The organism is Cupriavidus basilensis, from assembly GCF_008801925.2.
GTDB classification, from domain to species: Bacteria; Pseudomonadota; Gammaproteobacteria; order Burkholderiales; family Burkholderiaceae; genus Cupriavidus; species Cupriavidus basilensis.
Map to the genome: position 1 here is coordinate 445,593 of NZ_CP062803.1, position 25,108 is coordinate 470,700.

The following is a 25,108-nucleotide window of genomic DNA, read 5'->3' on the forward strand; positions in this document are numbered from 1 at the left end:
CTGCCGCTGCCGTGGCGCTGCCGGCTGCATGCATCGAGCTGCCGCGGATGCGACGATTGGCCGCAGCCGCGTGCTTCATCATGCGCTTCAATGCGCCTTGCTGGCCAAGGCCGAGCGGGCCTGGTCCAGCGCCTGTTCAAGGTAGGCGCCATAGAAATCGGGCTGCATGCCGCGCAGCGGCGTGGCCAGGGAGCGGCCGCGCGCGTCGAGGAACAGCACCGTAGGCGCTACCGCCACATTGCGGCTGCGCGCCCATTCCCGTGCGGTGGTCATGCTGCCGTCGGCGTTGCGCAGCGGCGTGTCGGCGGTCATGTCGAGCTCGCGCGCCTCGATTTCGCCCGCCGCGGCTTGCGGGCCGAGATAGTTGCGGCGCACTGTTTCGCAGTACACGCAGCCGGGCAGTGTCACCAGTACCACCAGGGGCTCGCCCCGGCTGGCTGCAGCAGAAGCCTGGGCGGCGAGATCGTTGACAGGGGGCAGGTGGGCCGCAGCGGCCAGGGCGCTCGTGCTCGCCGCGACCAGCATGGCGCCGAGCATCGCCGCGCCGGTACGGCGTGCGGTGCCAAAGACACCCCGGGGGGATGGCTGCATTGGCTGGATCGATGGCTGGGTTTGCATTGACGGGCAATGTGGATGAGCGCTGGCACGCGGGTTCTACGATAATAGCGGCTTATTTCCGCATTCGTCGCGCTGATGCCCCACGCCTGGTTTCCACGGTTTTTCCGCCTGCCGCAGTCCCTGCTTGCCAAAGCCATCGTCCTGGGCGCGCTCGGCGCCGGGCTGATCGCCTGTTCGCCCCGCTATGACTGGCGCACCATCCAGTCCAACGAAGGCGCCTACGCGGCGCTCTATCCCGGCAAGCCATCCGGCGCCGCGCGCGAGGTGGCGATTGCCGGGCGCAAGCTGCCCATGACGATGGACGCGGCCCGGGTCGACGAGACCTTGTTCGCCGTGGGCGTGGTGACCTTGCCCGCCGATGACGCCGGGTTGCGGCAGGCGGCGCTGGATTCCATGCAAAAGGGCTTGCTCGGCAACCTCGGGCCGCATCCCGCCGAAGCGGTCAAGACCCGCAAGGTGACGGTGATGTCGGCCGCATCGCCGGCCGTGGCGCTGGAGGGCGTGGAGGTGCAGGTGGCCGCGGTATCGCCGCAGGACCAGTCGCCACGCAGGCTGACGGCACGGCTGGTGGCGTCGGGCGTGCACGTCTACCAGGCGGTCGTGCTGGAGGCGGGAGAGGCCGCGCGCGACCAGCGCCAGGCGGAACAGATAGACCAGTTCCTGACGGGCTTCCATCCGTTCTGACCTGGGCACTCCAGGCTTCCAGGCAGATTCAAGACAGTTTATTTTCAAGGAGTAACGCAATGCGTTGGGATGTTTGGCTGGCCTATTTCGCGGCCTGTTGGGTGATTGCCGTATCGCCGGGTTCCGGCGCGGTGCTGTCGATGAGCCATGGCCTGTCTTACGGCCTGCGCAAGACCACCACCACGATCTTCGGCTTGCAGACCGGGCTGGTCATCATCCTGCTGGTGGCCGGCGGTGGCCTGGGCGCGCTGCTGGTGGCCTCCGAGCATGCCTTTGCCGTGGTCAAGACGATCGGTGCGCTCTACCTGATCTACATCGGCGTGCAGCAATGGCGCGCGCGGGTGGATGGCGGCCATGACGATGCCGTGCCGGGTGCGCAAGCGCCGCGCGTCGCCGCGCTGAGCCCGCGCCGGCGCTTTGCCACAGGCTTGCTGACCAATGTGACCAACCCCAAGGGCATTATCTTCATGGTGGCGGTGTTGCCGCAGTTCATCGATCCCGCCCATGCGCTCGGGCCCCAGCTTGCCATCCTGGCCGCGACCATGTGCGGCGTGGACCTGGTGGTGATGCACGGCTACGCGCTGCTGGCCTCGCGCATGCGCGGCCTGTTCCGCAATGCGCGCGCGGTGCGCTGGCAGAACCGGATCTTCGGCAGCGTGCTGGTGGCCGTGGGCGCGGCATTGTTCTTCGTCAGGCGCCATCCGGCTTGAGGACTCGGGGCCGGCTCCGCCCCGGCCCGATCCGTCCATTTGTCTATCTATCGCTGGCTTCCCAAGAGTGCGTTTGCTTCAATAAGGTAAGACGAAGACGATCCAAGCGGAGGCAAGCAATGCGAAGCTCTTCCCCCCAGCAGGCTCCACTGCGTGCGCGGCCGGTCCACACCGTGCCGCCGGTCGAAGATCCACTGCCGCCGGGCGTGCCGCCCGACCTTCCGCCGATCGAGGAGCCTCCGCCGCCGTCGGAGCCTCCTGTGGCCGTGCCGCCGCGCCGGGCGTGAATGGCTACGGTGTGCGCAAGGCGCGCCGGTACTGGATAGCCTCGCCCACATGGCTCGGCTGCAATGGCTCGGCGCCCGCCAGGTCGGCAATGGTGCGGGCGATCTTCAATACGCGGAAATAGGCGCGCGCCGACCAGGCCAGCTTGGCCATGGCGCCGCGCAGCAATGCCTGCGCCTCTGGCGTAAGCGGGCAGTGCTCGTCGATCTCGCGACCGGACAGCGCGGCATTGGGCTTGCCCTGCCGGGCCTGCTGAACGGCCCGGGCGGCCAGCACGCGCTGGCGCACGTCGGCGCTGGGCTCTCCGGGCGGGCCGTCGAACATCTCCTGATGATCCTGCGCCGGCACTTCCACCTGCAGGTCGATCCGGTCGAGCAACGGTCCCGATAGCCTGGACTGGTAGCGCAGCACCTGGTCCGGCGTGCAACGGCAAGGACGGGAAGGGTGCCCCTGATAACCGCATGGGCAGGGGTTCATCGCGGCGATGAACTGGAAGCGCGCCGGGAAGTCGGCTTGCCGCATGGCGCGCGAGATGGTGACGCGGCCGGATTCCAGGGGTTCGCGCAGCACTTCCAGCACCTTGCGGTCAAATTCAGGCAACTCGTCCAGGAACAGCACACCTTGGTGGGCCAGCGAGATCTCGCCTGGCCGGGGATTGCTGCCACCGCCCACCAGCGCAGCCGCCGACGCGGTGTGGTGCGGCGAGCGGTAGGGCCGCTCACGCCAGCGGGCGGGATGGAAGCCGGCGGCGGTCAGGCTCTGCACCGCGGCGGATTCCAGCGCTTCGTCCAGGGTCATGGGTGGCAACAGGCCGGCAAAGCGTTGCGCCAGCATGGACTTGCCGGTGCCGGGCGGACCGACGAGCAGTGCCGAATGCTGGCCCGCCGCCGCGATCTCCATGGCGCGGCGCGCTTGCGCCTGGCCCCGCACGTCACGCATGTCCGGGCCGGCCGGGTCGCCTTCCGCGATCTCCACCAGCGGCTGCGCGCGCGCCAGGCGGTCCGCGGGCAGGGGGCCAAGGTGAGCACAGACTTCCAGCAGGGAGCGCGCCGCATAGACTGTGACGCCGTCGATCAGGGCCGCCTCGGGCGCGTTTTCCGCCGCCACCACGAAGCTGCGCGGCGGGCCTTCGCCGGCGGCTTGCCGTGCCGCGTTGTCGCGCCCCAGGCCCATGGCCATGGCCAGTGCTCCGCGCACGGGGCGCAATTCGCCAGACAGCGACAGCTCGCCGGCGAATTCGCTGGCATCCAGGCCATCCAGCGGGACTTGCCCGCTTGCGGCCAGGATGCCAAGCGCGATCGGCAGGTCGAAGCGCCCGGACTCCTTGGGCAGGTCGGCCGGCGCCAGATTCACCGTGATGCGCCGGCTGGGAAACTCGAGCTGGCTGTTGAGGATCGCCGCGCGTACCCGCTCGCGGCTCTCGCGCACTTCGGTATCGGCCAACCCGACGATATTGAAGGCGGGCAGGCCGTTGGCCAGGTGCACCTCGACCGACACCAGCGGTGCCTCGAGTCCGGTCAGCGCCCGGCTACGCAGGAGGGCGAGGCTCATCTCACTCCGAAAAGCATCAAGGAAGTGTTAACGAAAATGGCCGCCGGAACACGGCGGCCATTCTGGCGGTCGAGGGCTGCGCCCGGGGTCATCGGACGCCTGGGGCAAGCTCGGGACGCGGCAAGGGTTTCAGCCCGAAACAGGCGTGTCGGAGCCGCCTGCCGAGCGGCTTTCTAGCGCCTGCACGCGGGCTTCCAGTTCCTCCAGGCGCGCGCGGGTGCGCGCCAGCACCTGCGACTGGACGTCGAATTCCTCGCGGGTGACCAGGTCGAGCTTGGAAAACCCCTGCGTCATCATGCTGCGAACGTTTTTTTCGATGTCCTTGGCCGGCGAATTGCGCAGGGCTTCGCTGATCTTGGCCTGGAAATCGTTGAAGAGATCGGTGGGTTTCATACTGGTTCTCCTTTTGCACCGTCCTGGTGCGTATAACTGGGTGGGCGGCATTCGGCATGCTGCATCGCGGTGCACCGAAACAGGGTGCGGGCAAACGCGGTGCGTGCACGGCACTTGCCGCCGGCATGGGCCGATTATCACGCTTCAAGCGTCCCCGGGAAAGCGCCAGCGCGGGCTGGTAACACCTTTTAACGTCAGTAAGTTCGCTGGGAGACAGTCGGCCTCGTCCATTTTGATGTCTCTTTGCGCACAAAATGACTTTCTCTTGCCACGGTTCCATCCTGGCACGGCAGTTGCAGTAATGGAGACAGGAGCCTCGTTTTACAAACTACTTTCAAACACACGAGTACCGAGCCAGAGGAAAAGGAGAACAAACCCATGAAGAAGTTGGCCCTTGCAGTCAGCGCCAGTGCAGTTGTGCTTTGCGGGCTCGCCCCCGCCGCCTTCGCCCAGAGCAATGCGCAGGAGGGCGGTGCACCTACCGACGCCACTGCCGCCGCCGAGGCCTCGCCGCACACCTTCACCGCCAACGTGACCCTGGCCAGTGAGTATCGCTATCGCGGCTTGATGCAGACCAACCGCCGCCCGGCCATCCAGGGCGGGTTCGACTACTCGCATTCGAGCGGCTTCTACGTGGGTAACTGGAACTCGAGCATCAGCTGGCTCGGCGACAGCAATCCGAAAGTCTCGGCACCGATCGAGATGGACTTCTATGGCGGCTTCAAGAACACGGTGACGCTGGCCGGCCTGGAGTGGAACTATGACGCAGGCGTGCTGCAGTACTACTACCCGGGCGACTACCCGAACGGCTTCACCCGCCCGTACACCACGGAGCTGTATGTCGGCGCCGGCGCTGGCCCGGTGTTCTTCAAGTACTCGCAGGCGCTGACCAACCTGTTCGGCTTCGCTGACAGCAAGTACAGCTACTACGCCGACCTGTCGGCCAATGTGCCGCTGAACTTCTGGGACCTGACGCTCAATGCCCACGTCGGCTACCAGAACGTGAAGCACGTGAACAGCGCCTCCTACACCGACTGGAAGCTCGGGCTGACCAAGGACCTGGGCAAGGGCTTCGCGCTGGCGATCGCTTATATCGACACCAATGCGCACAAATCGGCCTATACCAATGTACCGGGCCGCTACGTCGGCAAGGCTACCGCCTGGGCTTCGATCACCAAGACTTTCTAAACACGCATCAGGTCGAGCGGGCGCCGGACGCGAGGCCGGGCCGTCCCGCTCAGAGGAGAAATCGGATGAAACTGATCATCGCCGTCATCAAGCCGTTCAAGCTCGACGAGGTGCGCGAAGCGCTCTCGGACGTGGGCGTGTCCGGCATCACCGTGACTGAAGTCAAGGGCTTCGGCCGCCAGAAGGGCCATACCGAGCTGTACCGGGGCGCGGAGTACATCGTGGATTTCCTGCCCAAGGTGAAGATCGAAGTGGCCGTCCCGGACGACGTGGTCGACCGGGCCATCGAGGCGATCGAGAAATCGGCGCGCACCGGCAAGATTGGCGACGGCAAGATTTTTGTCGCACCGATCGAGCAGGTCATCCGCATCCGCACGGGCGAGACCGGCGGCGACGCGCTGTGAGCGAGGAGAAAAAACAAATGACAAACTTCATGAGACGCTTTCTGGTGGCGTTCGCGCTGCTGTTCAGCATTTGCGGCCTGGCCCGCGCAGCCGATTTCCCTGGCGCCAAGCTGAGTTTTGAATTGGGCAAGGCCGAATTGCCCGCGGACGGCGCCGCGGCGGCCGCCAAGGTGGCAGAGTTCGTCAAGGCGAACGCGGGCGCCAAGGTCCAGGTGTCGGGCTTTACCGATACCACCGGCGACGCGGCAGCCAATGCCGAGCTGGCCAAGCAGCGCGCCCTGGCAGTGGCTGCCGCGCTCAAGGCCGCTGGCGTGCCTGACGACGCCATCGTGATGAAGAAGCCCGATGAGGTCGAAAAGGTCGGCAACGCCGAGGCAGCGCGCGTGGTGGAGATCTCGCTCGTGGCGGTAGCGCCCGCAGCGGCCGCCGCCGCCGCTCCCGCCGCCGCCGCGGCAGCGCCCGCGCCCGCACCGGTGCCCAACAAGGGCGATACCGCCTGGCTGCTGGTCTCTACGGCCTTCGTGATCCTGATGACGCTGCCTGGCCTGGCGCTGTTCTACGGCGGCCTGGTCCGCTCGAAGAACATGCTGTCGGTGCTGATGCAGTGCCTGGTGATCTTCTCGCTGGTGTCGCTGCTGTGGGCCATCTATGGCTACAGCTTCGCCTTCACCGAGGGTAACGCCTTCTTTGGCGGCACCGACCGGCTCTTCATGAAGGGGCTCAATGCCGATGCCGTGGCTGCCACCTTCTCCAAGGGCGTGGTGGTACCGGAACTGGCTTACTTCGCCTTCCAGTGCGCCTTCGCAGCGATTACCTGCGGCCTGATCATCGGCGCTTTCGCCGAACGCGCCAAGTTCTCGGCGGTGCTGGTCTTCGTGGTGCTGTGGTTCACCTTCTCGTACATCCCGATGGCCCACATGGTCTGGTTCTGGCCTGGTCCTGACCTGTACACCGACGCGGCAGCCGGCGCGGCAGCTACGGCCAAGGGCGGCTGGCTGTTCCAGAAGGGCGCGCTCGACTTCGCTGGCGGCACCGTGGTGCACATCAACGCAGCCGTGGCTGGCCTGGTGGGTGCCTTCATGTTCGGCAAGCGGATCGGCTTTGGCCGCGAGGCCCTGCGTCCGCACAGCCTGACCTTCACCATGGTGGGCGCTTCGCTGCTGTGGTTCGGCTGGTTCGGCTTCAACGCCGGCTCGGCGCTGGAAGCCAACGGCTCGGCCGCACTGGCCTTCGTCAACACCCTGCTGGCGACCTGCGCCGCCGTGCTGTCCTGGACCTTTGGCGAATGGATCAGCAAGGGCAAGCCCTCGATGCTGGGCGGCGCTTCGGGCGCAGTGGCTGGCCTGGTGGCCATCACCCCGGCGGCCGGCTTCGTCGGCCCGATGGGCTCGATCGTGATCGGCATCGCCGCCGGTCTGCTGTGCCTGTGGGGCGTAACCGGCCTGAAGAAGCTGCTGGGCATGGACGACTCGCTCGACGTCTTCGGCGTGCACGGCGTGGGCGGCATCCTGGGTGCGCTGCTGACCGGCGTGTTCGCCGCGCCGAGCCTGGGCGGCACGGGTATCTATGACTACGTGGCCAACAAGGTCTCGGACGACTATTCGATCGTGGGCCAGGTGTGGATCCAGTTCGAAGGCGTGCTCACCACCATCGTGTGGTCGGGTGTGGTGGCCTTCGTGGCCTTCAAGCTGGTGGATATGCTGATCGGCCTGCGGGTGCCGGAAGAAGAAGAACGCGAGGGCCTGGACATCACCTCGCACGGCGAGACCGCGTATGAGGCCTGATCGTAAAGGTGTTGTGCTGGAGAGCTGATTGGGAATCTTCTCTCAGGAGTTTCGCCCGGCCTTGTGCCGGGCTTTTTTCATTTCAGGCGTCCGCCGCGGGCGGCCGGGCCAGGCGCAAGGCGGTGCCGGCGGCTTTTTCGCAAAGTGCTTAAATCCGATCTTAAAAAGCTTCAATTGTTTTTGAGGGGGGGCGCACATACAGTGCCATGGAGGCAGTTTCCTCCACCTGCAGAACGCTCCCCGTATCTGTCAGGCCATTTGAAAGCGCGGCTCCGGTCGCGCTTTTTTTTTTGCCTCCCGGCCTTGCTGGCAGGCCACCCGGAAGTGCTTCGGATTCCTCTTAGGGCCTCCCCCTTTTATTCCGGGCCCCCATCCCCATATCCGTATCCCTTATCCCTTATGCCGGCGCTCGCATATGCTTATTCAGGCGGCGCCAGCAGCCAATTGGCCGTTCCTCTACAATCTGGGCGAACGATAAAGACGATCAATAGGATGTTTATGGTCCCGCATCTCATCACCGCGCTGAACGGTCCGCTGCTCGAGCTGGAAAAAAAGATCCTGGATGCGACGCCGTCCATCGAGCGCTGGTTCAGGCTGGAATGGCAGGAACATACGCCTCCGTTCTACTGTTCGGTCGACCTGCGCAACGCTGGCTTCAAGCTGGCCCCGGTCGATACCAACCTGTTCCCGGGCGGGTTCAACAACCTGGCGCCTGAAATGCTGCCGCTGGCAGTCCAGGCGGCGATGGCGGCGATCGAGAAGATCTGCCCCGACGCCAAGAACCTGCTGCTGATCCCCGAGCGCCACACCCGCAACATGTTCTACCTGCAGAACGTGGCGCGGCTGTCGCTGATCATGCGCCAGGCCGGCCTCAACGTCCGCCTGGGCTCGCTGTCCGAAGACATCACCGAACCCACGCCGATCGAGCTTCCCGATGGCCAGACGCTGGTGGTGGAGCCGCTGGCCCGCCTTGGCGCGCGTGGCCGCCGCCTGGGGCTGAAGGACTTCGATCCCTGCTCGATCCTGCTCAACAACGATCTCTCCGCCGGCATTCCCCCGATCCTGGAGAACATCAACGAGCAATACCTGCTGCCGCCGCTGCACGCGGGCTGGTCCACGCGCCGCAAGTCGAGCCATTTCTCGGCCTACGACGAGGTTGCCAAGAAGTTCGCCAAGCTGATCGACATCGATCCGTGGATGGTCAACCCGTACTTCGCCAAGTGCGGGGGCATCGATTTCCATGAGCGCATTGGCGAGGAGGCGCTGGCCGACGCGGTCGAAGGCGTGCTCAAGAAGATCGCCAAGAAGTACCGCGAGTACGGCATCAAGGAAACGCCGTATGTCGTGGTCAAGGCCGATGCCGGCACCTATGGCATGGGCATCATGACCATCAAGGATCCGTCCGAGATCAAGGGGCTGAACCGCAAGGAACGCAACAAGATGAGCGTCGTCAAGGAAGGCCTTGAGGTCAACGACGTCATCATCCAGGAAGGCGTGCACACCTTCGAGAAGGTCAACGAGGCGGTGGCCGAGCCGGTGGTGTACATGATCGACCGCTATGTGGTCGGTGGCTTCTACCGCGTGCATACCGGCCGCGGCAACGACGAGAACCTGAACGCGCCGGGCGCGCATTTCGTGCCGCTGGCGTTCGCGCCCAACGGCATTCCGGACAGCCATGCCAAACCGGGCGCGGCCGTGCCGAACCGCTTCTATATGTATGGTGTGGTGGCGCGGCTGGCTTTGCTGGCGGCGTCGCTGGAACTCGAGAAGACCGACCCCAATCCGATTCTCTGAGACAAACGCTGCGACCGGGACGAGCCAACATGCGCATTCTGTTTATTACCGACCCGCTGGACACCTTCAAGACCTACAAGGACTCGACCTACGCCATGATGGTCGAGGCGGTCGAGCGTGGCCATGAGTTGTTCGCCTGCCTGCAGTCGCAACTGTCGCTTTCGGCCCATCAGGTCGAGGCGGTGGTGCGCCCGCTGCAACTAACGGGCGATGCCCATGACTGGTACCGCGCGGGCGAGCCCTGCCTGCAGCCACTGACCGGCTTCGATGCGATCGTGATGCGCAAGGATCCGCCCTTCGACATGGAGTATGTGACCAGCACCTGGCTGCTGGAGCTGGCCGAGTCGCAGGGCGCCAATGTGTTCAACAAGCCGCAGGCGATCCGCGACCACTCCGAAAAGCTGGCGATTGCCCGCTTTCCCGAATACATCACGCCGACCCTGGTCACCCGTGACGAGGATCGGATTCGCGCGTTCCACGCGGAGCATCGTGATGTGATTCTCAAGCCGCTTGATGGCATGGGCGGGATGGGCATCTTCCGGGTTGGCGCGGATGGGCTGAATCTTGGCGCCATCATCGAGACGCTGGGGGAAAACGGTGCGCGCACGCTGATGGTGCAACGTTATATTCCCGAGATCAAGGACGGTGACAAGCGCATCCTGCTGATCGGCGGCGTGCCCGTGCCGTACTCGCTGGCGCGTATTCCCAAGGACGGCGAAGTGCGCGGCAACCTGGCTGCGGGCGGCACCGGCCGCGCCCAGGAGCTCTCGGCGCGCGATCGCGAGATCGCCGAGGCGCTGGCCCCGGGCCTGTGGGAACAAGGCCTGCTGCTGGTCGGGCTGGACGTGATCGGCGACTACCTGACCGAGGTCAATGTGACCAGCCCGACGTGCTTCCAGGAAATCACGCAGCAGACCGGGTTCCAGGTGGCTGCCATGTTCATCGACGCCCTCGAGCACGCTGTACAGGCGCGTTCGCGCTGAATCACGGGCGGGCTGCCTGCTACAATCGCGTCAATCCAACGGATTCACCAACATGGCAGGCATCCTGATCATCGCGCACGCCCCGCTGGCTTCGGCATTGCGCGAGTGCGCCGCCCACGTCTATTGCGGCCAGCCCCAACGGCTCGAGGCGATCGACGTCATGCCGGATGCGGAGCCCGCCGCCGTGCTGGCCGAGGCCCGGCGCCGCCTGGCCGAAGTCTGCGAAGACAACGGCGCGCTGGTGTTGACCGATATCTTTGGCGCCACGCCGGCCAACATTGCCGCGCGCCTCGCCGAGCCGGGCCGCGTCAAGGTGCTTGCCGGCGTCAACCTTCCCATGCTGGTGCGGGCCATCTGCTACCGTGCCGAGAAACTCGACCAGCTCGCCCTCAAGGCACTGGCGGGGGGCTCGCAGGGTGTGCTGCAGGTAGGCTCCACCACCGTCCAGAACCAAATCGCAAATCATCCCGACAAATATGCTGCAGAGGGACACCAACATAATCAATAAGCTTGGGCTGCATGCTCGTGCTTCCGCCAAGTTGACGCAACTGGCGGGCAACTTCGTCAGTCAGGTCAAGATGTCGCGCAATGGTCGGCAGGTTGACGCCAAAAGCATCATGGGTGTGATGATGCTGGCCGCCGGCATCGGCTCCACCGTGACCATCGAGACCGACGGGCCCGATGAGCAAGAGGCCATGGACGCGTTGCTGGCGCTCATCGCCAATCGCTTCGGCGAAGGGGAGTAGGAGGCCGGTATGGGATAAAGGCGGCGGCCCCGAGCGCCGCGGCGGGCCTGGCCGGGGCCGCCTTGCCGCATCCTGAAGCCGTTTCCAAGGTGGCTGGCCCTGGCCAGATTTTTTAACGTTCCTGACGGAGCGGTACATGCCATTTGCCCTGCACGGCATCCCGGTTTCGCGCGGCGTCGCCATCGGGCGCGCGCATTTGCTGGCGCCTGCCGCGCTTGATGTCTCCCATTACCTGGTCGACGAAGACCGGCTTGATGCCGAGGTCGAGCGCCTGCGTTCGGCGCGCGCGGCGGTGCGGGCCGAGCTGGTCACGCTCAAGCGGGATCTGCCGCGCGAGGCGCCGGAAGAACTGGGCGCCTTCCTCGACGTGCATGCCATGATCCTCGATGACGAGGCGCTGGCGCGTGAGCCCGAAGCGCTGATCCGCAACCGGCGCTACAACGCCGAATGGGCGCTGACCACGCGGCTCGAAGAGCTGATGCGCCAGTTCGACGAAATCGAGGACGAATACCTGCGCGAACGCAAGGCGGACATCCGCCAGGTGGTCGAGCGCATCCTCAAGGTGCTGGCCGGCGCGGCCGTGCTGGCTCCGGCCCCGGTGCCGCCTTCCTCCCTGGCTCCTGACGGCGAGCCCGCGCCCGGCGTGATCGTGGTCGCCCACGACATCTCGCCGGCCGACATGCTGCAGTTCCGCCACACCGTGTTCCACGGCTTTGTGACCGACCTTGGCGGACGTACTTCCCATACCGCCATCGTGGCACGCAGCCTCGACATCCCCGCCGCCGTAGGCGTGCAGAGCGCCAGTGAGCTGATCCGCCAGGACGATTGGGTCATCATCGACGGCGATGCGGGCCTGGTCATCGTGGATCCGTCCGCGATCATCCTCGAGGAGTACCGCCACCGGCAGAGCGAGCGCGCGCTGGAAAAGAAGCGCCTGCAGCGCCTGCGCCATACGCCTGCGGTGACGCTGGACGGGCTTGAGATCGACCTGCTGGCGAACATCGAGATGGCGGAAGATGCCACCGCGGCGCTGACCGCGGGTGCGGTTGGCGTGGGCCTGTTCCGCTCCGAATTCCTGTTCATGAACCGGCGCGGCGAGTTGCCCGACGAGGAGGAGCAATTCGAGGCGTACCGCGGCGCGGTGGACGCCATGCACGGACTGCCCGTCACGATCCGCACGATCGACATCGGCGCCGACAAGCCACTGGATGGCCGCGACGGCCGGGATGGCCGCGGCGACGATTTCGAGACGGCCCTCAATCCGGCGCTGGGCTTGCGCGCGATCCGCTGGTCGCTGTCCGAGCCGGCCATGTTCCTGACCCAGTTGCGCGCGCTGCTGCGTGCCTCGGCCTTTGGCCCGGTGCGGCTCCTGATCCCGATGCTCGCGCATGCCCGCGAGATCGACCAGACCCTGGACCTGATCGCGCAGGCCAAGCGCCAGCTCGATGCGCGCGGCCAGGCGTTCGACCCCAACATCAAGGTCGGGGCGATGATCGAGATCCCGGCCGCCGTGTTGATGCTGCCGCTGTTCCTGCGGCGCATGGATTTTCTCTCCATCGGCACCAACGACCTGATCCAGTACACGCTGGCCATCGACCGTGCCGACAATGCCGTAGCGCATCTCTACGACCCGCTGCACCCGGCGGTGCTGCAACTGATCGCCCGCACCATCCGCGAGGCCAACCGCGCCGGCGTGCCGGTGGCGGTATGCGGCGAGATGGCTGGGGACCCCGCCATGACCCGCCTGCTGCTGGGCATGGGGCTGCGCGAGTTCTCGATGCATCCCTCGCAATTGCTGCGGGTCAAGCAGGAAGTCCTGCATGCCGATTGCGAGCGGCTGGAGCGGCTGGTGGAGCAGGTGCTGAGCGCTTACGAGCCGGAGGAACTGGCTTGCGCGTTGAAACTGCTCTGACAACCCTGATTCCCTTAAGGTTTTTACGAAAATCCAACGCCACGCAGATGGTTTTTGGGGCACCTTTCTGTCGGTTGTGATGTTCCCTGTCTCTGCAATCCCCGGGCTAAGTGCCGCGTTCTTGGCATGTGCCCTTTGTGGCTTAATGGGAATTGTTATCATTTTCGATCTCTGATATTCTGACGTACATCGCGGGTGACATGCCGGTGTCACCCCTCTCCCAAGGAGGGATTTGTGTACGTTTGCATCTGCAATCAGGTTACCGACCGAGAAATTCATGGTGCTGTGCATCTAGGGGTGTCCACGCTCGACGAGCTGGCTGAAACGCTAGGTGTCGGCACCTGCTGTGGCCGCTGCCGCGAATGCGCCCAACAGGTGCTGTGTGAAGGTGTCGCGGCGGTACGCAGCGTCAAGGTCTCCACCATCCAGGTCGTGCCCATTTCTTCCTGTTCGTCGTCGGGCCCACGTGCCATAATGGACACTCGGGACCCGGCAGTCGCGAACGACCAGCGCACTGAGCTGGTTGCTTAAATTCGCCCGTAACTATCAGGTTGCGGCGCGTGTTCGCTTGTTTTGACTGCCTGCGGCGCGTCTTGCGCCGCTTCGCGTTTTTGCGGGGGTCCGTTGCAACAAGGAGCCTCCAATGAAAGGTGACAAGAAGGTCATCCAGCATCTGAACGCGCAGCTGAAGAACGAGCTGACCGCGATCAACCAATACTTCCTGCACGCTCGCATGTACCGCCACTGGGGCCTGAAGAAGCTCGGCGATATCGAGTACAAGGAATCCATTGGCGAGATGAAGCATGCCGATCGCCTGATTGACCGCATCCTGATGCTTGACGGTCTGCCCAATCTGCAGGACCTCAACAAGCTGCTGCTGGGCGAAGACACCCCGGAAATGCTCAAGTGCGACCTGAAGCTGGAGCAAGGCGCACATGCCACCGTCAAGGAAGGCATTACGTATTGCGAATCGGTGGGCGACTACGTCAGCCGCGAGATCCTGGTCGAGATCCTGACCGATACCGAAGAGCACATCGAATTCCTCGAGACGCAGCTCGACCTGATCGACAAGGTTGGCCTGCCGAACTATCTGCAATCGCAGATGGAGCCGGGCGAGCAATAAGCCGCCCAGCAGCCGGCCGCGAGTTCGCTAGAACCCAGTGGCCGCAACCGCGCGGCGCCATTCGGTGCTGCCGGTTCCGCCCGTATCCAGGCGGTAACCCTTATCATTCAGATTCCCATTCTTCCCCCCGGCGGCGTCGCCCTTGCCAGGACCGGTGCTCGCGCCAGCTTGAGCGCGGGCCGCCTATGCTGCGGAGGAGGGAGCCGAATCGGCATCGCACAACGCAACACACCACGCCAAACCAAACGACAGGAGCCAGCATCATGGCAGACCCGATCCGCCTGACGCAGTACAGCCATGGTGCCGGCTGCGGATGCAAGATTTCGCCGCAGGTGCTTGACGTGATCCTTGCCGGCAGCGGCAACCAGCATCTTGATCCGCGCCTGTGGGTCGGCAATGCCTCGCGCGACGATGCGGCGGTTTATGCATTGGATGGGCTGGAGGAGGGCCGTGGCGTGGTCTCCACCACCGATTTCTTCATGCCGATCGTGGATGACCCGTTCGATTTCGGACGCATCGCTGCCACCAACGCCATCAGCGACATCTATGCAATGGGGGGCGATCCCTTGCTGGCCATCGCCATCCTCGGCTGGCCGGTCAAGCTGCTGCCTCCCGAGGTGGCGCGCGAAGTGGTGGCGGGTGGGCGCCGTGCCTGCGAGGAAGCGGGCATCCCGCTTGCCGGCGGGCACTCCATCGATGCGCCGGAGCCCATTTTCGGGCTTGCAGTGACTGGCGTGGTTGACCGCGCGCACCTGAAACGCAACGACACGGCGACCGCCGGCTGCCGTCTGTACCTGACCAAGCCGCTGGGCATCGGCGTGCTGACCACCGCCGAGAAGCAGGGCAAGCTGCACACCGAGGATATCCACCTGGCGCGCGACTGGATGTGCGTGCTCAATCGTCCCGGCAGCCGCTTCGGCAAGCTGGCCGGCGTGCGGGCCATGACAGATGTGACCGGCTTTGGCCTGCTCGGGCACCTTGTCGAGATGGCGGACGGCAGCCGCCTCACAGCGCGTCTTGACCACGCCGCCGTGCCGTTGCTGCCGGAAGTGCTGCGCTACGTCGAGGCCGGTTGCGTGCCCGGCGGCACACAGCGCAATTTCGATAGCTACGGCGCGCGGATCGGCGCCGGGATCGACAACCAGGGCGGCGCGTTGAGCGAGGTGCAGCGCGCCTTGCTGTGCGATCCGCAGACCAGCGGCGGCTTGCTGGTGGCGGTCGAGCCCGCCGGCGAGGCCGGTTTCCATGCTGCCTGCGCGGAGTTTGGCCTGGCACTGGCGCCGGTCGGCGAGTTCGTCGAGCAGGGCCGGTACGCCGTCGAGGTGATCTGATGCGCGAGGATACGGCCGACTTTCGCCAGATCTTTCTGTCCGGCGTGCCGTTGCTCGATGCGCGCGCGCCGGTGGAGTTCGCGCGCGGCGCGTTTCCGGGTGCAGTCAACCTGCCGCTGATGGACGATGCCGAGCGGCACCAGGTTGGCTTGTGCTATGAGGAGCAAGGGCCGCAGGCCGCGCTCGCGCTGGGCCACCAGTTGGTGACCGGCGAAATCCGCGCGGCGCGAACCGCGGGCTGGGCGGCCTTTGCGCGGGCGCATCCCGACGGCTACCTGTATTGCTTCCGCGGCGGCCTGCGCTCGCAGATCGTGCAGCAATGGCTGCGAGAGGATGCCGGCATTGCATATCCGCGTGTGACGGGCGGCTACAAGGCGATGCGCAGCTTCCTGATCGAGACCCTGGATGCGGCCGCCGCCGAATGCAGCCTGCTGGTGCTGGGCGGCATGACGGGGAGCGGCAAGACCGAGCTGATCGCCGACCTGGTCACGGGCCCGAGCGGCAGCCGGGACGCCGCCATCGACCTGGAGGGCCAGGCTCGCCACCGCGGGTCCAGCTTTGGCCGGCGCACGGTGGCGCAGCCCACGCAGATCGATTTCGAGAACGGCCTGGCGATTTCGCTGCTGCGCCATCGCGCGGCCGGGCTGCCGGCGCTGGTGGTCGAGGACGAGGGGCGCTTCATCGGCGCGCGCAACCTGCCGCAGGCCTTCTACCAGGCGATTCAGGTAGCGCCGCTGGTCTGGCTCGAGGAATCCTTCGAGGCGCGCGTGCACCGCGTGCTGGAAGACTACGTGCTTGGCTTGTCGGCGGAATTCATGGCGGCACTGGGTGCGCAGGCGGGTTTCGCCGCTTACGCGGCGCGCCTGCGCGATGCCATGGCAGCCATTGCCAAGCGGCTCGGCGGCACGCGCTACGAGCGGCTCTCGGACTTGCTGGACCAAGCGCTGGCGCGCCAGGAGGAAACAGGCGAGACCGACCTGCATCTGGGCTGGATCGCCTTGCTGCTGCAGCAATACTACGACCCGATGTACGCCTACCAGCGCGAACAGCGCGAGGCCAGGATCGTGTTCCGCGGCGAGCGCGCCGCGGTGCTGGCTTTCCTGCGTGAGCGCACCCGCGCCTGAACGCGCGCAGGCCGCCTAGGGGGCGGCTTGCGCGTGCGCACCACCGCAGACTTCGCAATCGGCCACGCGCGCGAGGCGCATCGTGGTCCATTCCATGCCAAGCGCATCGACCATCAACAGGCGGCCGGCCAGGGTGGTGCCGACGCCCATCAGCAGCTTGAGGGCCTCGGCCGACTGCACCGTGCCCACCATTCCCACCAGCGGCGCGAACACGCCCATGGTGGCGCATGCCACTTCCTGTGCCGGCTGCGAGGGCGGGAACAGGCAGGCATAGCAGGGCGCGCCCGGCTGGCGGTGGTCGAACACGCTGATCTGCCCGTCGAAGCGCAGGGCCGCGCCGGACACCAGGGGCACGCTGTGCTGCACGCAGGCGCGGTTGACGGCCTGGCGCGTGTCGAAGTTGTCGCAGCAATCGAGCACCACGTCGGCGTCGGCCACCAGGCGCGCTAACTCTGCGGCGCCCACGCGCGCTTGGACCAGGCGCACGTCGATGCCCGGGTTGATGCGCAGCATGCCCTCCCGCGCCGATTCCACCTTCGGGCGTCCGACATTGGCGGTGGTGTGGATCACCTGGCGCTGCAGGTTGGTCAGGTCGACCACGTCGTCGTCGACCACGGTGATCGTGCCCACGCCGGCCGAGGCCAGGTAGGGCAGGGCGGCAGCGCCCAGGCCGCCCGCGCCAATCACCAGCGCGTGGCTGGCGAGCAACCGGCTCTGGCCCTCGATGCCGAGTTCGTCGAGCAGGATATGCCGCGAATAGCGCAGCAGTTGATCGTCGTTCATGCGTCGTTCATGCCGTGCAATGCAAAAGCGGCCCCGCAGGGCCGCTGTTCTTCATCAGGATTTCAGGGAGCCTTGCCGGTCGGTGTGCCCAGCGGCGTTCCGATCGGGGTGCTGGCCGGCTGCGCCCCGGCCGGTGCCTTGGTGGCCGGCTTGGCCGGGGTAGCCGCCTTGGTTGCCGCAGACTTGGACGGCTTGTCCGACGTGGCCGCGGCTTCGAGCTTGGACTTGGAGCGCTTGACCGGCTGGCCTTCGAGCTGGGCGATGGCTTGCTGCAGCATGAAGTCCTCGGCCGAGCCGAACTCGATCGGCTTCTTCTTGCGTTCCTTGTCGCGCTCTTCCGGCGTCTTCTTGGCGTTTTCTTCCTCGAGGCGGCGCAGTTCCTCGACGCGGCGCTGTTCGCGCTCGTTCATCTCGGGCTCTTCCGATTCCTGCTTGTTGTGCAGGTGGCGCTCGGTGTCGATCTCGCGGGTGATCAGCGCGTCGTCAGGATCGCCTTCCGGGTTCTGGTCGACCGGGATGTCCGGGCGGATGCCCTTGGCCTGGATCGACTTGCCCGTCGGCGTGTAGTAGTACGCGATGGTCAGCTTGATGCCGGTGTCGTTGGTGAGCGGGCGCACGGTCTGCACGGAGCCCTTGCCGAACGTGGTCTTACCCATGATCAGAGCGCGCTTGTGGTCTTGCAGCGCGCCGGCAACGATTTCGGAGGCCGACGCCGAGTAGGCGTTGGTCAACACCACCATCGGGATCTTTTTATACAGCGCCGGCAGGTCCTTGAGCGGATCGTCCTCGAGCGAGGACAGCCGGTAGTTGCTGAACGTGGTCTTGTAGACGCGCTTGGCATCTGGCACCTGGCCATTGGTCGAGACCACGGTCACGTCGTCGGGCAGGAAGGCCGCCGCCACGCCGACCGCGCCTTGCAGCACGCCGCCGCCGTTGTTGCGCAGGTCCAGGATCACGCCCTTCAGGTTGGGGTTCTTCTGGGCCAGTTCGTCCAGTTTCTTGCCCAGGTCGGCCACCGTGCGTTCCTGGAAGCTGGTCAGGCGCACCCAGGCGAGGCGGTCATTGTCGATCAGCTTGGCCTTGACCGACTGCACGCGGATCTCCGCACGCGTGATCGACACCGGGAAGGTGCGTTCGTCGCTCTTGCGATAGATGGTCAGCGTGACCTTGGTTCCCGGCTCGCCGCGCATGCGCTTGACTGCCTGCTCCAGCGGCAGGCCGCGCACGGGCTTGTCGTCGATGCGGGTGATCAGGTCGCCGGGCTGGATGCCGGCGCGGAAGGCGGGGGTGTCTTCGATCGGGTTGATCACCTTGACCAGCCCTTCTTCCTGCGAGATTTCGATCCCCAGGCCGGCGAAGCGTCCGCGCGTGCCTTCCTGCAGTTCCTTGAAGTCCTTCTCGTCCAGATAGGCCGAATGCGGATCCAGGCTGGCGACCATGCCTTTGATGGCTTCGGTCAGCAGCTTCTTGTCATCCACCGGCTCAACATATTCGCGCTTGATCTGGCCGAAGATGTCGGCCATCAAGCGCAACTGCTCCAGCGGCAGCGGTCCCGGCGAATTCTGCGCCGTGGCCGATAGTTGCAGCGTGGCGAGCACGCCGGCAACGAGTCCGGCAGTAACAAGACTGATGTTCTTGAGCGTCTTACGCATGAGGGCTGCCTGAACGTGTGAGGATTGTGCTGTGTCGGAGCCGGCCTGGCGCATCGCACCGGCCGGATTTGTCCGACAGTATAAGAGGGAGCAGCAAAAAAGGCCTGGTCCACTGCCTGAGGCGGCCGGGCGAGCCTCGCGGCGCTTGCCCGGCCTGGGCCTCAGTTTGCCTTGCCTTGGTTCGCCACGGCGGCCAGGGAGGCTGCGATGGCTTCCTGGTCGCCCAGGTAGTAATGACGCAGCGGGCGCAGGTCGGCGTCCAGCTCGTACACGAGCGGGGTGCCATTGGGGATGTTGATGCCAACGATGTCGTCATCCGAGATCTGGTCCAGGTATTTCACCAGCGCGCGGATGCTGTTGCCATGGGCGGCAATTACCACGCGCTTCCCCGCTTTGATGTCGGGGGCGATGGATTCGTTCCATAGCGGCAGCACGCGCTCGACCGTGTCCTTCAGGCATTCGGTCAGCGGAATCTGCTCGCGCGGCACTTGAGCGTAGCGCGGATCGTCGTAAGCCGCACGCGGATCGTCCGCTTCGAGTGCCGGCGGCGGGGTGTCGTAGCTGCGGCGCCATACCAGCACCTGCTCGTTGCCGAACTTGGCGGCGGTCTCGGCCTTGTTCAGGCCGGACAGCGAACCATAGTGGCGTTCGTTCAGGCGCCATTCGTTCCGGACCGGAATCCACATCAGGTCCATTTCGTCCTGCACGTGCCACAGCGTGCGGATGGCACGCTTCAACACCGAGGTGTAGGCTACATCGAAGGCCAGCCCTGCCTCGCGCAGCAGCTTGCCGCCCAGCTTGGCCTGGGCCACGCCGGTGTCGGTGAGGTCGACGTCGACCCAGCCAGTGAAGCGGTTTTCGAGATTCCACGTGGATTCGCCGTGGCGGATGAGAACGAGTTTGTACATGCTGCTTCCAAAGCGTGAGAAACCTGTGTGCGCCCTGCCACATACCGCCGCACATGTGTCAACTAGGAGACAATAGCGGGTCGCGGGCGCCAAACCGTCTATTTTATAATGCCGCCGACTCAACCCACCGGAATGCCAACGTGAATTTCTTCGCCGACTACAACAACCTTGCCTTGATCGCCCTCGCCGTCGTGTCGGGCGGCCTGCTGGCGTGGCCCGCCATCTCGCGCGGAACCTCCGGCAAGACCGTCAATCCGGCCGCCGCTACCCAGCTGATCAACAAGCGCAATGCCGTGGTCGTGGATATCCGGGAGGCCACCGAATACGCCAAGGGCCACCTGCCGCAAGCCAAGAGTGCGCCACTTTCGGACCTGGCAAGCCGTGCCGCCAGCCTTGCAAAGGACAAGTCCGTCCCCATCATCGTCGTGTGCCAGACCGGCCAGCGTTCGGGCAAGGGCCAAGCAGCCCTGAAGGAAGCCGGTTACAGTGAGATCTATTCGCTCGAAGGTGGCCTTGCCGCCTGGCAGCAAGCCGGTCTGCCCGTCGTCAAGTAAGCGGCGCAGGCAAGCGGCGCCGGGGGCACGTCCTTCGTTGCCGCCGCTGTCCCGGCTTGCGAGCACCCGACCAAATTCCGGATTCCGTTTTTCAAGGAGATGCGCATGGCCCGCGTTGTAATGTACAGCACGGTAGTTTGTCCATATTGCCAGATGGCCGAGCGCCTTCTGAAGGCCAAGGGCGTGGAGGCGATCGAGAAGATCCTGATTGACCGCGAGCCCGGCAAGCGCGAGGAAATGATGAGCCGCACCGGTCGCCGCACCGTGCCGCAGATCTACATCGACGAGACCCATGTCGGTGGCTTCGACGACCTCTCGGCGCTCGATCGCCAGGGTGGACTGGTGCCGTTGCTGGCCGCCTGAAGCGCCGCCTGCCTCGCCGCGGGTGAATTCGCCACCCGCGTCATGTACCATATACGTTTTCCAACCGGGTGCCGACCCGGGCCGTGACCCTGGGCCAATTCCGCCCAGGGTGCCAATGTCCCGCACGCCTGGCCCCCAACGCCCATTTTTTCCGGAAGCCTTTCATGAGCGACCAGCAGAACAATCAGCAGGAAGACCAGCCGTTCTTCAACATCCAGCGCGTGTACCTGAAGGACATGTCGCTCGAGCAGCCGAATTCGCCCGGCATCTTCCTCGAGACCGAAGCGCCGGCCGTGGAAGTGCAGGTGAACGTGGGTGCCTCGCAGCTCCAGGATGGCATCTTCGAGGTCGTGGTGACCGGTACCGTGACCACCAAGGTGCAGGACAAGGTTGCCTTCCTGGTGGAAGCCCACCAGGCCGGCATCTTCGATATCCGCAACGTGCCGGTGGAGCAGCTCGACCCGCTGCTGGGCATTGCCTGCCCGACCATTCTCTACCCGTACCTGCGTAGCAATATCGCCGACGTGATCACCCGCGCCGGCTTCCAGGCCATTCATCTGTCGGAAATCAACTTCCAGGCCCTGTACGAACAGCGCCTGCAGGCCGCGATGGAAGAAGCGGAAGCTGCGCAAGGTGGCAACAGCGGCATCGTGATGCCCGACGGCAGCCAGGCTCGTCACTGATCCTGCTGCAGGATGTCGCAAAGACGGGGCTTCGGCCCCGTTTTGTCTTTCCGGTTCGCGTCATTCGTGGCGCGCAAGGCTTAAGGCTTCGAGGCCGAACAAGCGAGGCAAACCGCCATGAAAATCACTGTCTTCGGTGCAGGTGCCTGGGGCACCGCGCTCGCCAGCCATGCCGCCGCGGCCCACGATGTGGTGTTGTGGGGGCGTGATGCCGCCCAACTGGCCGCTATTGGCGCCGACCGCGTCAATGCTGCCTACCTGCCCGGCGTGCCGCTGTCCGGGCGGCTCGTGGTGGAACCGGATTTCGCGCGGGCCGCGGCGCATGCCGATGTCGAACCCGATGGCCTGGTGATCGTCGCTACGCCGGTCTCGGGCCTGCGTGAAATGACGCGCAGGCTGGCTGCGAGCCAGGCCGGGGGCTTGCGCATGCTCTGGCTGTGCAAGGGCTTCGAAGCCGGCACCAATGCGTTGCCGCACCAGATGGTACGGGAAGAGCTCACCGCCGCCGGCCGTCTCGCCGATACCAGCTACGGCGTGCTGACCGGCCCCAGCTTTGCACGGGAAGTGGCGCTGGGCCTGCCCTGCGCGCTGACCGTGGCGGGCACTTCGCCGGCGCTGTCCGAACTGGCTCAGCAGGCTTTCCATCACCATGCCATGCGCATCTACGGCAGCGATGACCTGGTCGGCGCCGAGGTGGGGGGCGCAGTCAAGAACGTGCTGGCGATTGCCACTGGCGCCAGCGATGGCCTGGGCCTTGGACTGAACGCGCGCGCCGCGCTGGTGACGCGCGGCCTGGCCGAGATGACCCGGCTCGGCATGGCATTGGGAGGGCGCGTCGAAACCTTCATGGGCCTGGCCGGTATGGGCGACCTGATCCTGACCGCCACGGGAGACCTCTCGCGCAATCGCAAGGTCGGCCAGCAACTGTCGCAGGGCAAGACGCTGGCGCAGATTCTGGCCGAGCTTGGCCACGTTGCCGAAGGCGTGCGCTGCGCGCAGGCCGTGGCGGCGCTGGCCGCGGCCAAGGGCGTCGACATGCCGATCACGCGCGCAGTATGTGCCGTGCTCTTCGAGGGGCTGCCCGCCGCCGATGCGGTGGCGCGGCTGCTCCAGCGCGATGCGCGCGATGAGTGAACGCGCGATGGAAGATCGTCGCCGTGTCCTGAAAGCGCTTGCCGCTTTCGCCATGCCCGGCGTGGCTGGCACCGCGCTGGCTGCGCCCGCATCCGCCCAGCCCTGGCCGGTAAAGCCGATCCGCATGGTGGTGCCGTTCCCGGCCGGGTCTTCTCCCGACCTGATCGCGCGCCTGTTGACCGAGAAGCTGGCCGCAGCGCTCGGGCAAGCGGTCGTGGTGGAGAACCGTCCGGGCGCCGGCGGCAATATCGGCACCGGCATGGTGGCCAGGGCCGCCCCCGACGGCTATACCTTGCTGCTCACCATCAATGGGCCGCTGGTCACCGCGCCCACCTTGTCGCGCCATCTCGGCTACGACCCGGTGCGCCAGCTCGCCCCTGTGTCTCTGGTGGCGACTTCGCCCAATGTGCTGGTGGTGGATGCCCGCCTGCCGGTGCATGACGTGAGGGAGTTCGTGGCCCTGGCCCGTTCCCGGCCGGGTGTGCTGAACTATGGGTCGGTAGGCAACGGCAGCGCCGCCCACCTGGCCATGGAGCAGCTCAAGGCGGCCGCCGGCATCGACCTGCAGCACATCCCCTATCCGGGGTTTGCACAGATCACCACCGCCATGGTCGGCGGCCAGGTGCAGGCTGGCTTCATGGTGCCGGCCATCGCCATGCCGCTGGTGAACGCCGGCAAGCTGCGCATCATCGCGGTCACCACCAGCGGGCGCACCAGCCTGCTGCCCGCGGTGCCAACCGTGGCGGAATCCGGCTATCCCGGCTTCGAGGCGATCTCATGGCAAGCGGTGCTGGCCCCGGCGGGCACCCCCGCTGCGGTGATCGACCGGCTCTATCGCGAGCTGGTGGCCATCATCGGCAGCGAGGACGTGCGCGCCAAGATGCGCGCCCAGTATTTCGTGCCGGCCGGCACCGCGCCGCAATCGCTGCGCCAGACCATGGCGAGCGAGAAGGTGCGCTGGGACAAGGTGATCCGCGCTGCGGGCGTGCAGCCGGAATAAGGAAGTGCGCCGGCGGCGGCCTCAGGCGCCGCCGGCAAAGCCGTTCTGGCGCCAGGCTTCGAACACCACGACCGCGACGGTATTGGAGAGATTGAGGCTGCGGTTGTCCGGCCGCATCGGCAGCCGGATGCGCTGCGCGGTGGGAAACCATTCGCGCCGCTCCGGCGCCAGGCCGCGCGTTTCCGAGCCGAACACAAACCAGTCCCCGGGCTGGAAGCTGACCTGGCCGAACGGCGTCGAGCCATGCGTGGTCAGCGCGAACATGCGGGCCGGGTCGGGTCGCTCGCTTTCCATCAGCGCGTCCCAGTTCTCGTGCACGCGCATGCTGGCGTACTCGTGATAGTCCAGGCCGGCGCGGCGCATGCGCGCGTCTTCCAGCGGGAAGCCGAGTGGCTTGACAAGGTGCAGGCGCGCACCGGTATTGGCGCACAGCCGTATCACATTGCCGGTGTTCGGCGGGATCTCGGGTTCGACCAGGACGACATTGAACATGGGGGAGGGGCGGGCCTGGGGCGCCGCAGCCGTGAAACGCTGGGCAGCTTACCCTGCCGGGGGCCGGCTGTCACGCCGCGCCTGTGGGCTGCGCTACGGCGTGCGCAAGGCGACCACCAGCGTCACGCGCGCCGCGCCGTTGGCTTTCAGGACCCGCGCCGCTTCGCCCAAGGTGGCGCCGCTGGTCATCACATCGTCGACCAGGCCGACATGCTGGCCCGCAACGTCATGGCCGGACCCGAGGCCGAAGGCATCCTGCAGGTTGGCCTGCCGCGCGGGCAGGTCCAGCGTGGCTTGGGCCGGGGTATCGCGCAGCCTCGCCAGCAGCGTCGGCGCCGCGCGCACACCCAGCCGGCGTGCCAGGGGCCGGGTGATTTCCCAGGACTGGTTAAAGCCACGCTCGGCAAGGCGCCGCGCGGACAGCGGGATCGGCGCCAGCACATCGGGCAGCGCCAGGCCGGATCTTCCGGACTCGGCCCGCCAGCGGCTCGCCAGTTCGGCCCCAAGCCAGTCCGCCAGCGGCAGCACGCCGCCGAACTTCAAGGCCAGCACCAGGCCGTCCTGCGGGCGGGCGTAGTCGCCCAGCACCAGCGCATCGTCAAAAGGCGGCGGCTCGTAGCGGCACTGGGCACAGAGCGAGGCTGCGCCTGGCCCGCTGCTGCGCCCGAGCGGCCGGGCGCAGCAGCGGCAACGCGGCAGCGGCGTCAGCAACTCTAGTGCGCAACCTGCGCAGACGGTTTCGTCCTGCACGGTGCCGCAAAGCGCGCAAGCCGCAGGCAGGAGCGTGCGCAGCAAGCGCCGCGCATGATGGCGCAGGGCGCCTTCGCCCGGGCGCGCCAGGCGGCACGGCACACGGACAGCTGCCGCATGGAGCACGTCAGGGCCGTCGGCGGCAGGCCCGGCGGTGGG

Annotated in this window: 27 protein-coding genes; 19 read left to right on the forward strand and 8 right to left on the reverse strand. The window is 66.1% G+C overall.

Annotated elements, in window-relative coordinates; genetic code table 11:
* Positions 1–87: 87 nt before the first annotated feature.
* Positions 88–537, reverse strand: a complete 450-nt coding sequence (locus tag F7R26_RS01950; protein ID WP_241754486.1) for a thioredoxin domain-containing protein — start codon at positions 535–537, stop codon at positions 88–90.
* A 156-nt stretch (positions 538–693) separates the two neighbouring features.
* Between F7R26_RS01950 and F7R26_RS01955 the strand changes: the two genes are divergently transcribed.
* Positions 694–1,302, forward strand: a complete 609-nt coding sequence (locus F7R26_RS01955) for a hypothetical protein (RefSeq protein ID WP_150989642.1) — start codon at positions 694–696, stop codon at positions 1,300–1,302.
* Positions 1,303–1,361: 59 nt separating this feature from the next.
* On the forward strand, positions 1,362–2,012 hold the full coding sequence (locus F7R26_RS01960; RefSeq protein ID WP_150989645.1) for a LysE family transporter: 651 nt from the start codon (positions 1,362–1,364) through the stop codon (positions 2,010–2,012).
* Between the two features lie 291 nt (positions 2,013–2,303).
* Here the strand turns inward: F7R26_RS01960 and F7R26_RS01965 are convergent, their stop codons facing one another.
* Together F7R26_RS01965 and F7R26_RS01970 are read right to left on the reverse strand one after the other, a co-directional pair.
* On the reverse strand, positions 2,304–3,848 hold the full coding sequence (locus tag F7R26_RS01965; RefSeq protein ID WP_150989648.1) for a YifB family Mg chelatase-like AAA ATPase: 1,545 nt from the start codon (positions 3,846–3,848) through the stop codon (positions 2,304–2,306).
* A gap of 129 nt (positions 3,849–3,977) precedes the next feature.
* Positions 3,978–4,241: an accessory factor UbiK family protein gene (locus F7R26_RS01970; RefSeq protein WP_043343307.1), complete on the reverse strand. Its 264-nt coding sequence runs from the start codon at positions 4,239–4,241 to the stop codon at positions 3,978–3,980.
* A 378-nt stretch (positions 4,242–4,619) separates the two neighbouring features.
* On the opposite strand from F7R26_RS01970, the gene F7R26_RS01975 reads away from it, so the two are divergent.
* The 12 genes from F7R26_RS01975 (at position 4,620) to mnmH (ending at position 16,630) form a co-directional block, all read left to right on the forward strand.
* Entirely contained in the window at positions 4,620–5,429 is an 810-nt protein-coding gene (locus F7R26_RS01975) for a TorF family putative porin (RefSeq protein ID WP_150989651.1), read from the forward strand.
* Positions 5,430–5,494: 65 nt separating this feature from the next.
* Positions 5,495–5,833, forward strand: coding sequence for a P-II family nitrogen regulator (locus F7R26_RS01980; RefSeq protein ID WP_006159494.1), 339 nt, complete (start codon positions 5,495–5,497; stop codon positions 5,831–5,833).
* 17 nt (positions 5,834–5,850) lie between these two features.
* The gene (gene amt / locus F7R26_RS01985; protein WP_193692113.1) at positions 5,851–7,617 is read left to right on the forward strand and encodes an ammonium transporter; all 1,767 of its coding nucleotides are present in this window, start codon (positions 5,851–5,853) and stop codon (positions 7,615–7,617) included.
* A 498-nt stretch (positions 7,618–8,115) separates the two neighbouring features.
* Positions 8,116–9,411 (forward strand): glutamate--cysteine ligase, encoded by a 1,296-nt coding sequence (gshA, locus tag F7R26_RS01990; protein WP_150989654.1) that lies wholly within the window; start codon positions 8,116–8,118, stop codon positions 9,409–9,411.
* Positions 9,412–9,440: 29 nt separating this feature from the next.
* A complete protein-coding gene (gene gshB / locus F7R26_RS01995) occupies positions 9,441–10,394 on the forward strand; it encodes a glutathione synthase (protein WP_150989657.1) in 954 nt (317 codons plus the stop codon).
* A gap of 52 nt (positions 10,395–10,446) precedes the next feature.
* Positions 10,447–10,902, forward strand: a complete 456-nt coding sequence (locus F7R26_RS02000; protein ID WP_150989660.1) for a PTS sugar transporter subunit IIA — start codon at positions 10,447–10,449, stop codon at positions 10,900–10,902.
* Positions 10,871–11,140, forward strand: a complete 270-nt coding sequence (locus F7R26_RS02005) for an HPr family phosphocarrier protein (protein ID WP_035861002.1) — start codon at positions 10,871–10,873, stop codon at positions 11,138–11,140. The genes F7R26_RS02000 and F7R26_RS02005 overlap by 32 nt, the downstream gene beginning before the upstream one ends.
* Positions 11,141–11,276: 136 nt before the next feature.
* Positions 11,277–13,052, forward strand: a complete 1,776-nt coding sequence (gene ptsP / locus F7R26_RS02010) for a phosphoenolpyruvate--protein phosphotransferase (protein ID WP_043343319.1) — start codon at positions 11,277–11,279, stop codon at positions 13,050–13,052.
* Between the two features lie 234 nt (positions 13,053–13,286).
* On the forward strand, positions 13,287–13,583 hold the full coding sequence (locus tag F7R26_RS02015) for a (2Fe-2S)-binding protein (protein WP_150989663.1): 297 nt from the start codon (positions 13,287–13,289) through the stop codon (positions 13,581–13,583).
* 112 nt (positions 13,584–13,695) lie between these two features.
* A complete protein-coding gene (bfr, locus tag F7R26_RS02020; protein WP_006159487.1) occupies positions 13,696–14,175 on the forward strand; it encodes a bacterioferritin in 480 nt (159 codons plus the stop codon).
* Between the two features lie 263 nt (positions 14,176–14,438).
* The gene (gene selD / locus F7R26_RS02025; RefSeq protein WP_150989665.1) at positions 14,439–15,506 is read left to right on the forward strand and encodes a selenide, water dikinase SelD; all 1,068 of its coding nucleotides are present in this window, start codon (positions 14,439–14,441) and stop codon (positions 15,504–15,506) included.
* Positions 15,506–16,630, forward strand: a complete 1,125-nt coding sequence (gene mnmH, locus F7R26_RS02030) for a tRNA 2-selenouridine(34) synthase MnmH (protein ID WP_150989668.1) — start codon at positions 15,506–15,508, stop codon at positions 16,628–16,630. Before selD ends, mnmH begins: the two co-directional genes overlap by 1 nt.
* Before the next feature lie 15 nt (positions 16,631–16,645).
* Here mnmH and F7R26_RS02035 read toward each other — a convergent pair whose 3' ends face one another.
* From F7R26_RS02035 to gpmA, 3 genes are all read right to left on the reverse strand, one after another.
* Positions 16,646–17,413 (reverse strand): HesA/MoeB/ThiF family protein, encoded by a 768-nt coding sequence (locus tag F7R26_RS02035; RefSeq protein ID WP_150989671.1) that lies wholly within the window; start codon positions 17,411–17,413, stop codon positions 16,646–16,648.
* Between the two features lie 62 nt (positions 17,414–17,475).
* Positions 17,476–19,065: a S41 family peptidase gene (locus F7R26_RS02040; protein WP_150989674.1), complete on the reverse strand. Its 1,590-nt coding sequence runs from the start codon at positions 19,063–19,065 to the stop codon at positions 17,476–17,478.
* A 161-nt stretch (positions 19,066–19,226) separates the two neighbouring features.
* Complete coding sequence (gene gpmA / locus F7R26_RS02045) at positions 19,227–19,973, reverse strand: 2,3-diphosphoglycerate-dependent phosphoglycerate mutase (RefSeq protein WP_150989679.1); 747 nt, start codon at positions 19,971–19,973, stop codon at positions 19,227–19,229.
* A 140-nt stretch (positions 19,974–20,113) separates the two neighbouring features.
* On the opposite strand from gpmA, the gene F7R26_RS02050 reads away from it, so the two are divergent.
* From F7R26_RS02050 to F7R26_RS02070, 5 genes are all read left to right on the forward strand, one after another.
* On the forward strand, positions 20,114–20,527 hold the full coding sequence (locus tag F7R26_RS02050; RefSeq protein WP_150989682.1) for a rhodanese-like domain-containing protein: 414 nt from the start codon (positions 20,114–20,116) through the stop codon (positions 20,525–20,527).
* Positions 20,528–20,632: 105 nt separating this feature from the next.
* Positions 20,633–20,890, forward strand: a complete 258-nt coding sequence (grxC, locus tag F7R26_RS02055; RefSeq protein ID WP_043343338.1) for a glutaredoxin 3 — start codon at positions 20,633–20,635, stop codon at positions 20,888–20,890.
* Between the two features lie 164 nt (positions 20,891–21,054).
* Positions 21,055–21,573, forward strand: coding sequence for a protein-export chaperone SecB (gene secB / locus F7R26_RS02060; RefSeq protein ID WP_150989685.1), 519 nt, complete (start codon positions 21,055–21,057; stop codon positions 21,571–21,573).
* A 117-nt stretch (positions 21,574–21,690) separates the two neighbouring features.
* A complete protein-coding gene (locus tag F7R26_RS02065) occupies positions 21,691–22,707 on the forward strand; it encodes an NAD(P)H-dependent glycerol-3-phosphate dehydrogenase (RefSeq protein ID WP_150989688.1) in 1,017 nt (338 codons plus the stop codon).
* 7 nt (positions 22,708–22,714) lie between these two features.
* Positions 22,715–23,707, forward strand: a complete 993-nt coding sequence (locus F7R26_RS02070) for a Bug family tripartite tricarboxylate transporter substrate binding protein (protein WP_150989691.1) — start codon at positions 22,715–22,717, stop codon at positions 23,705–23,707.
* 21 nt (positions 23,708–23,728) lie between these two features.
* Here the strand turns inward: F7R26_RS02070 and trmL are convergent, their stop codons facing one another.
* Together trmL and F7R26_RS02080 are read right to left on the reverse strand one after the other, a co-directional pair.
* The gene (trmL, locus tag F7R26_RS02075; RefSeq protein ID WP_043343349.1) at positions 23,729–24,199 is read right to left on the reverse strand and encodes a tRNA (uridine(34)/cytosine(34)/5-carboxymethylaminomethyluridine(34)-2'-O)-methyltransferase TrmL; all 471 of its coding nucleotides are present in this window, start codon (positions 24,197–24,199) and stop codon (positions 23,729–23,731) included.
* Positions 24,200–24,292: 93 nt separating this feature from the next.
* Entirely contained in the window at positions 24,293–25,051 is a 759-nt protein-coding gene (locus F7R26_RS02080; RefSeq protein WP_416351296.1) for a phosphoribosyltransferase family protein, read from the reverse strand.
* Positions 25,052–25,108: the final 57 nt, after the last annotated feature.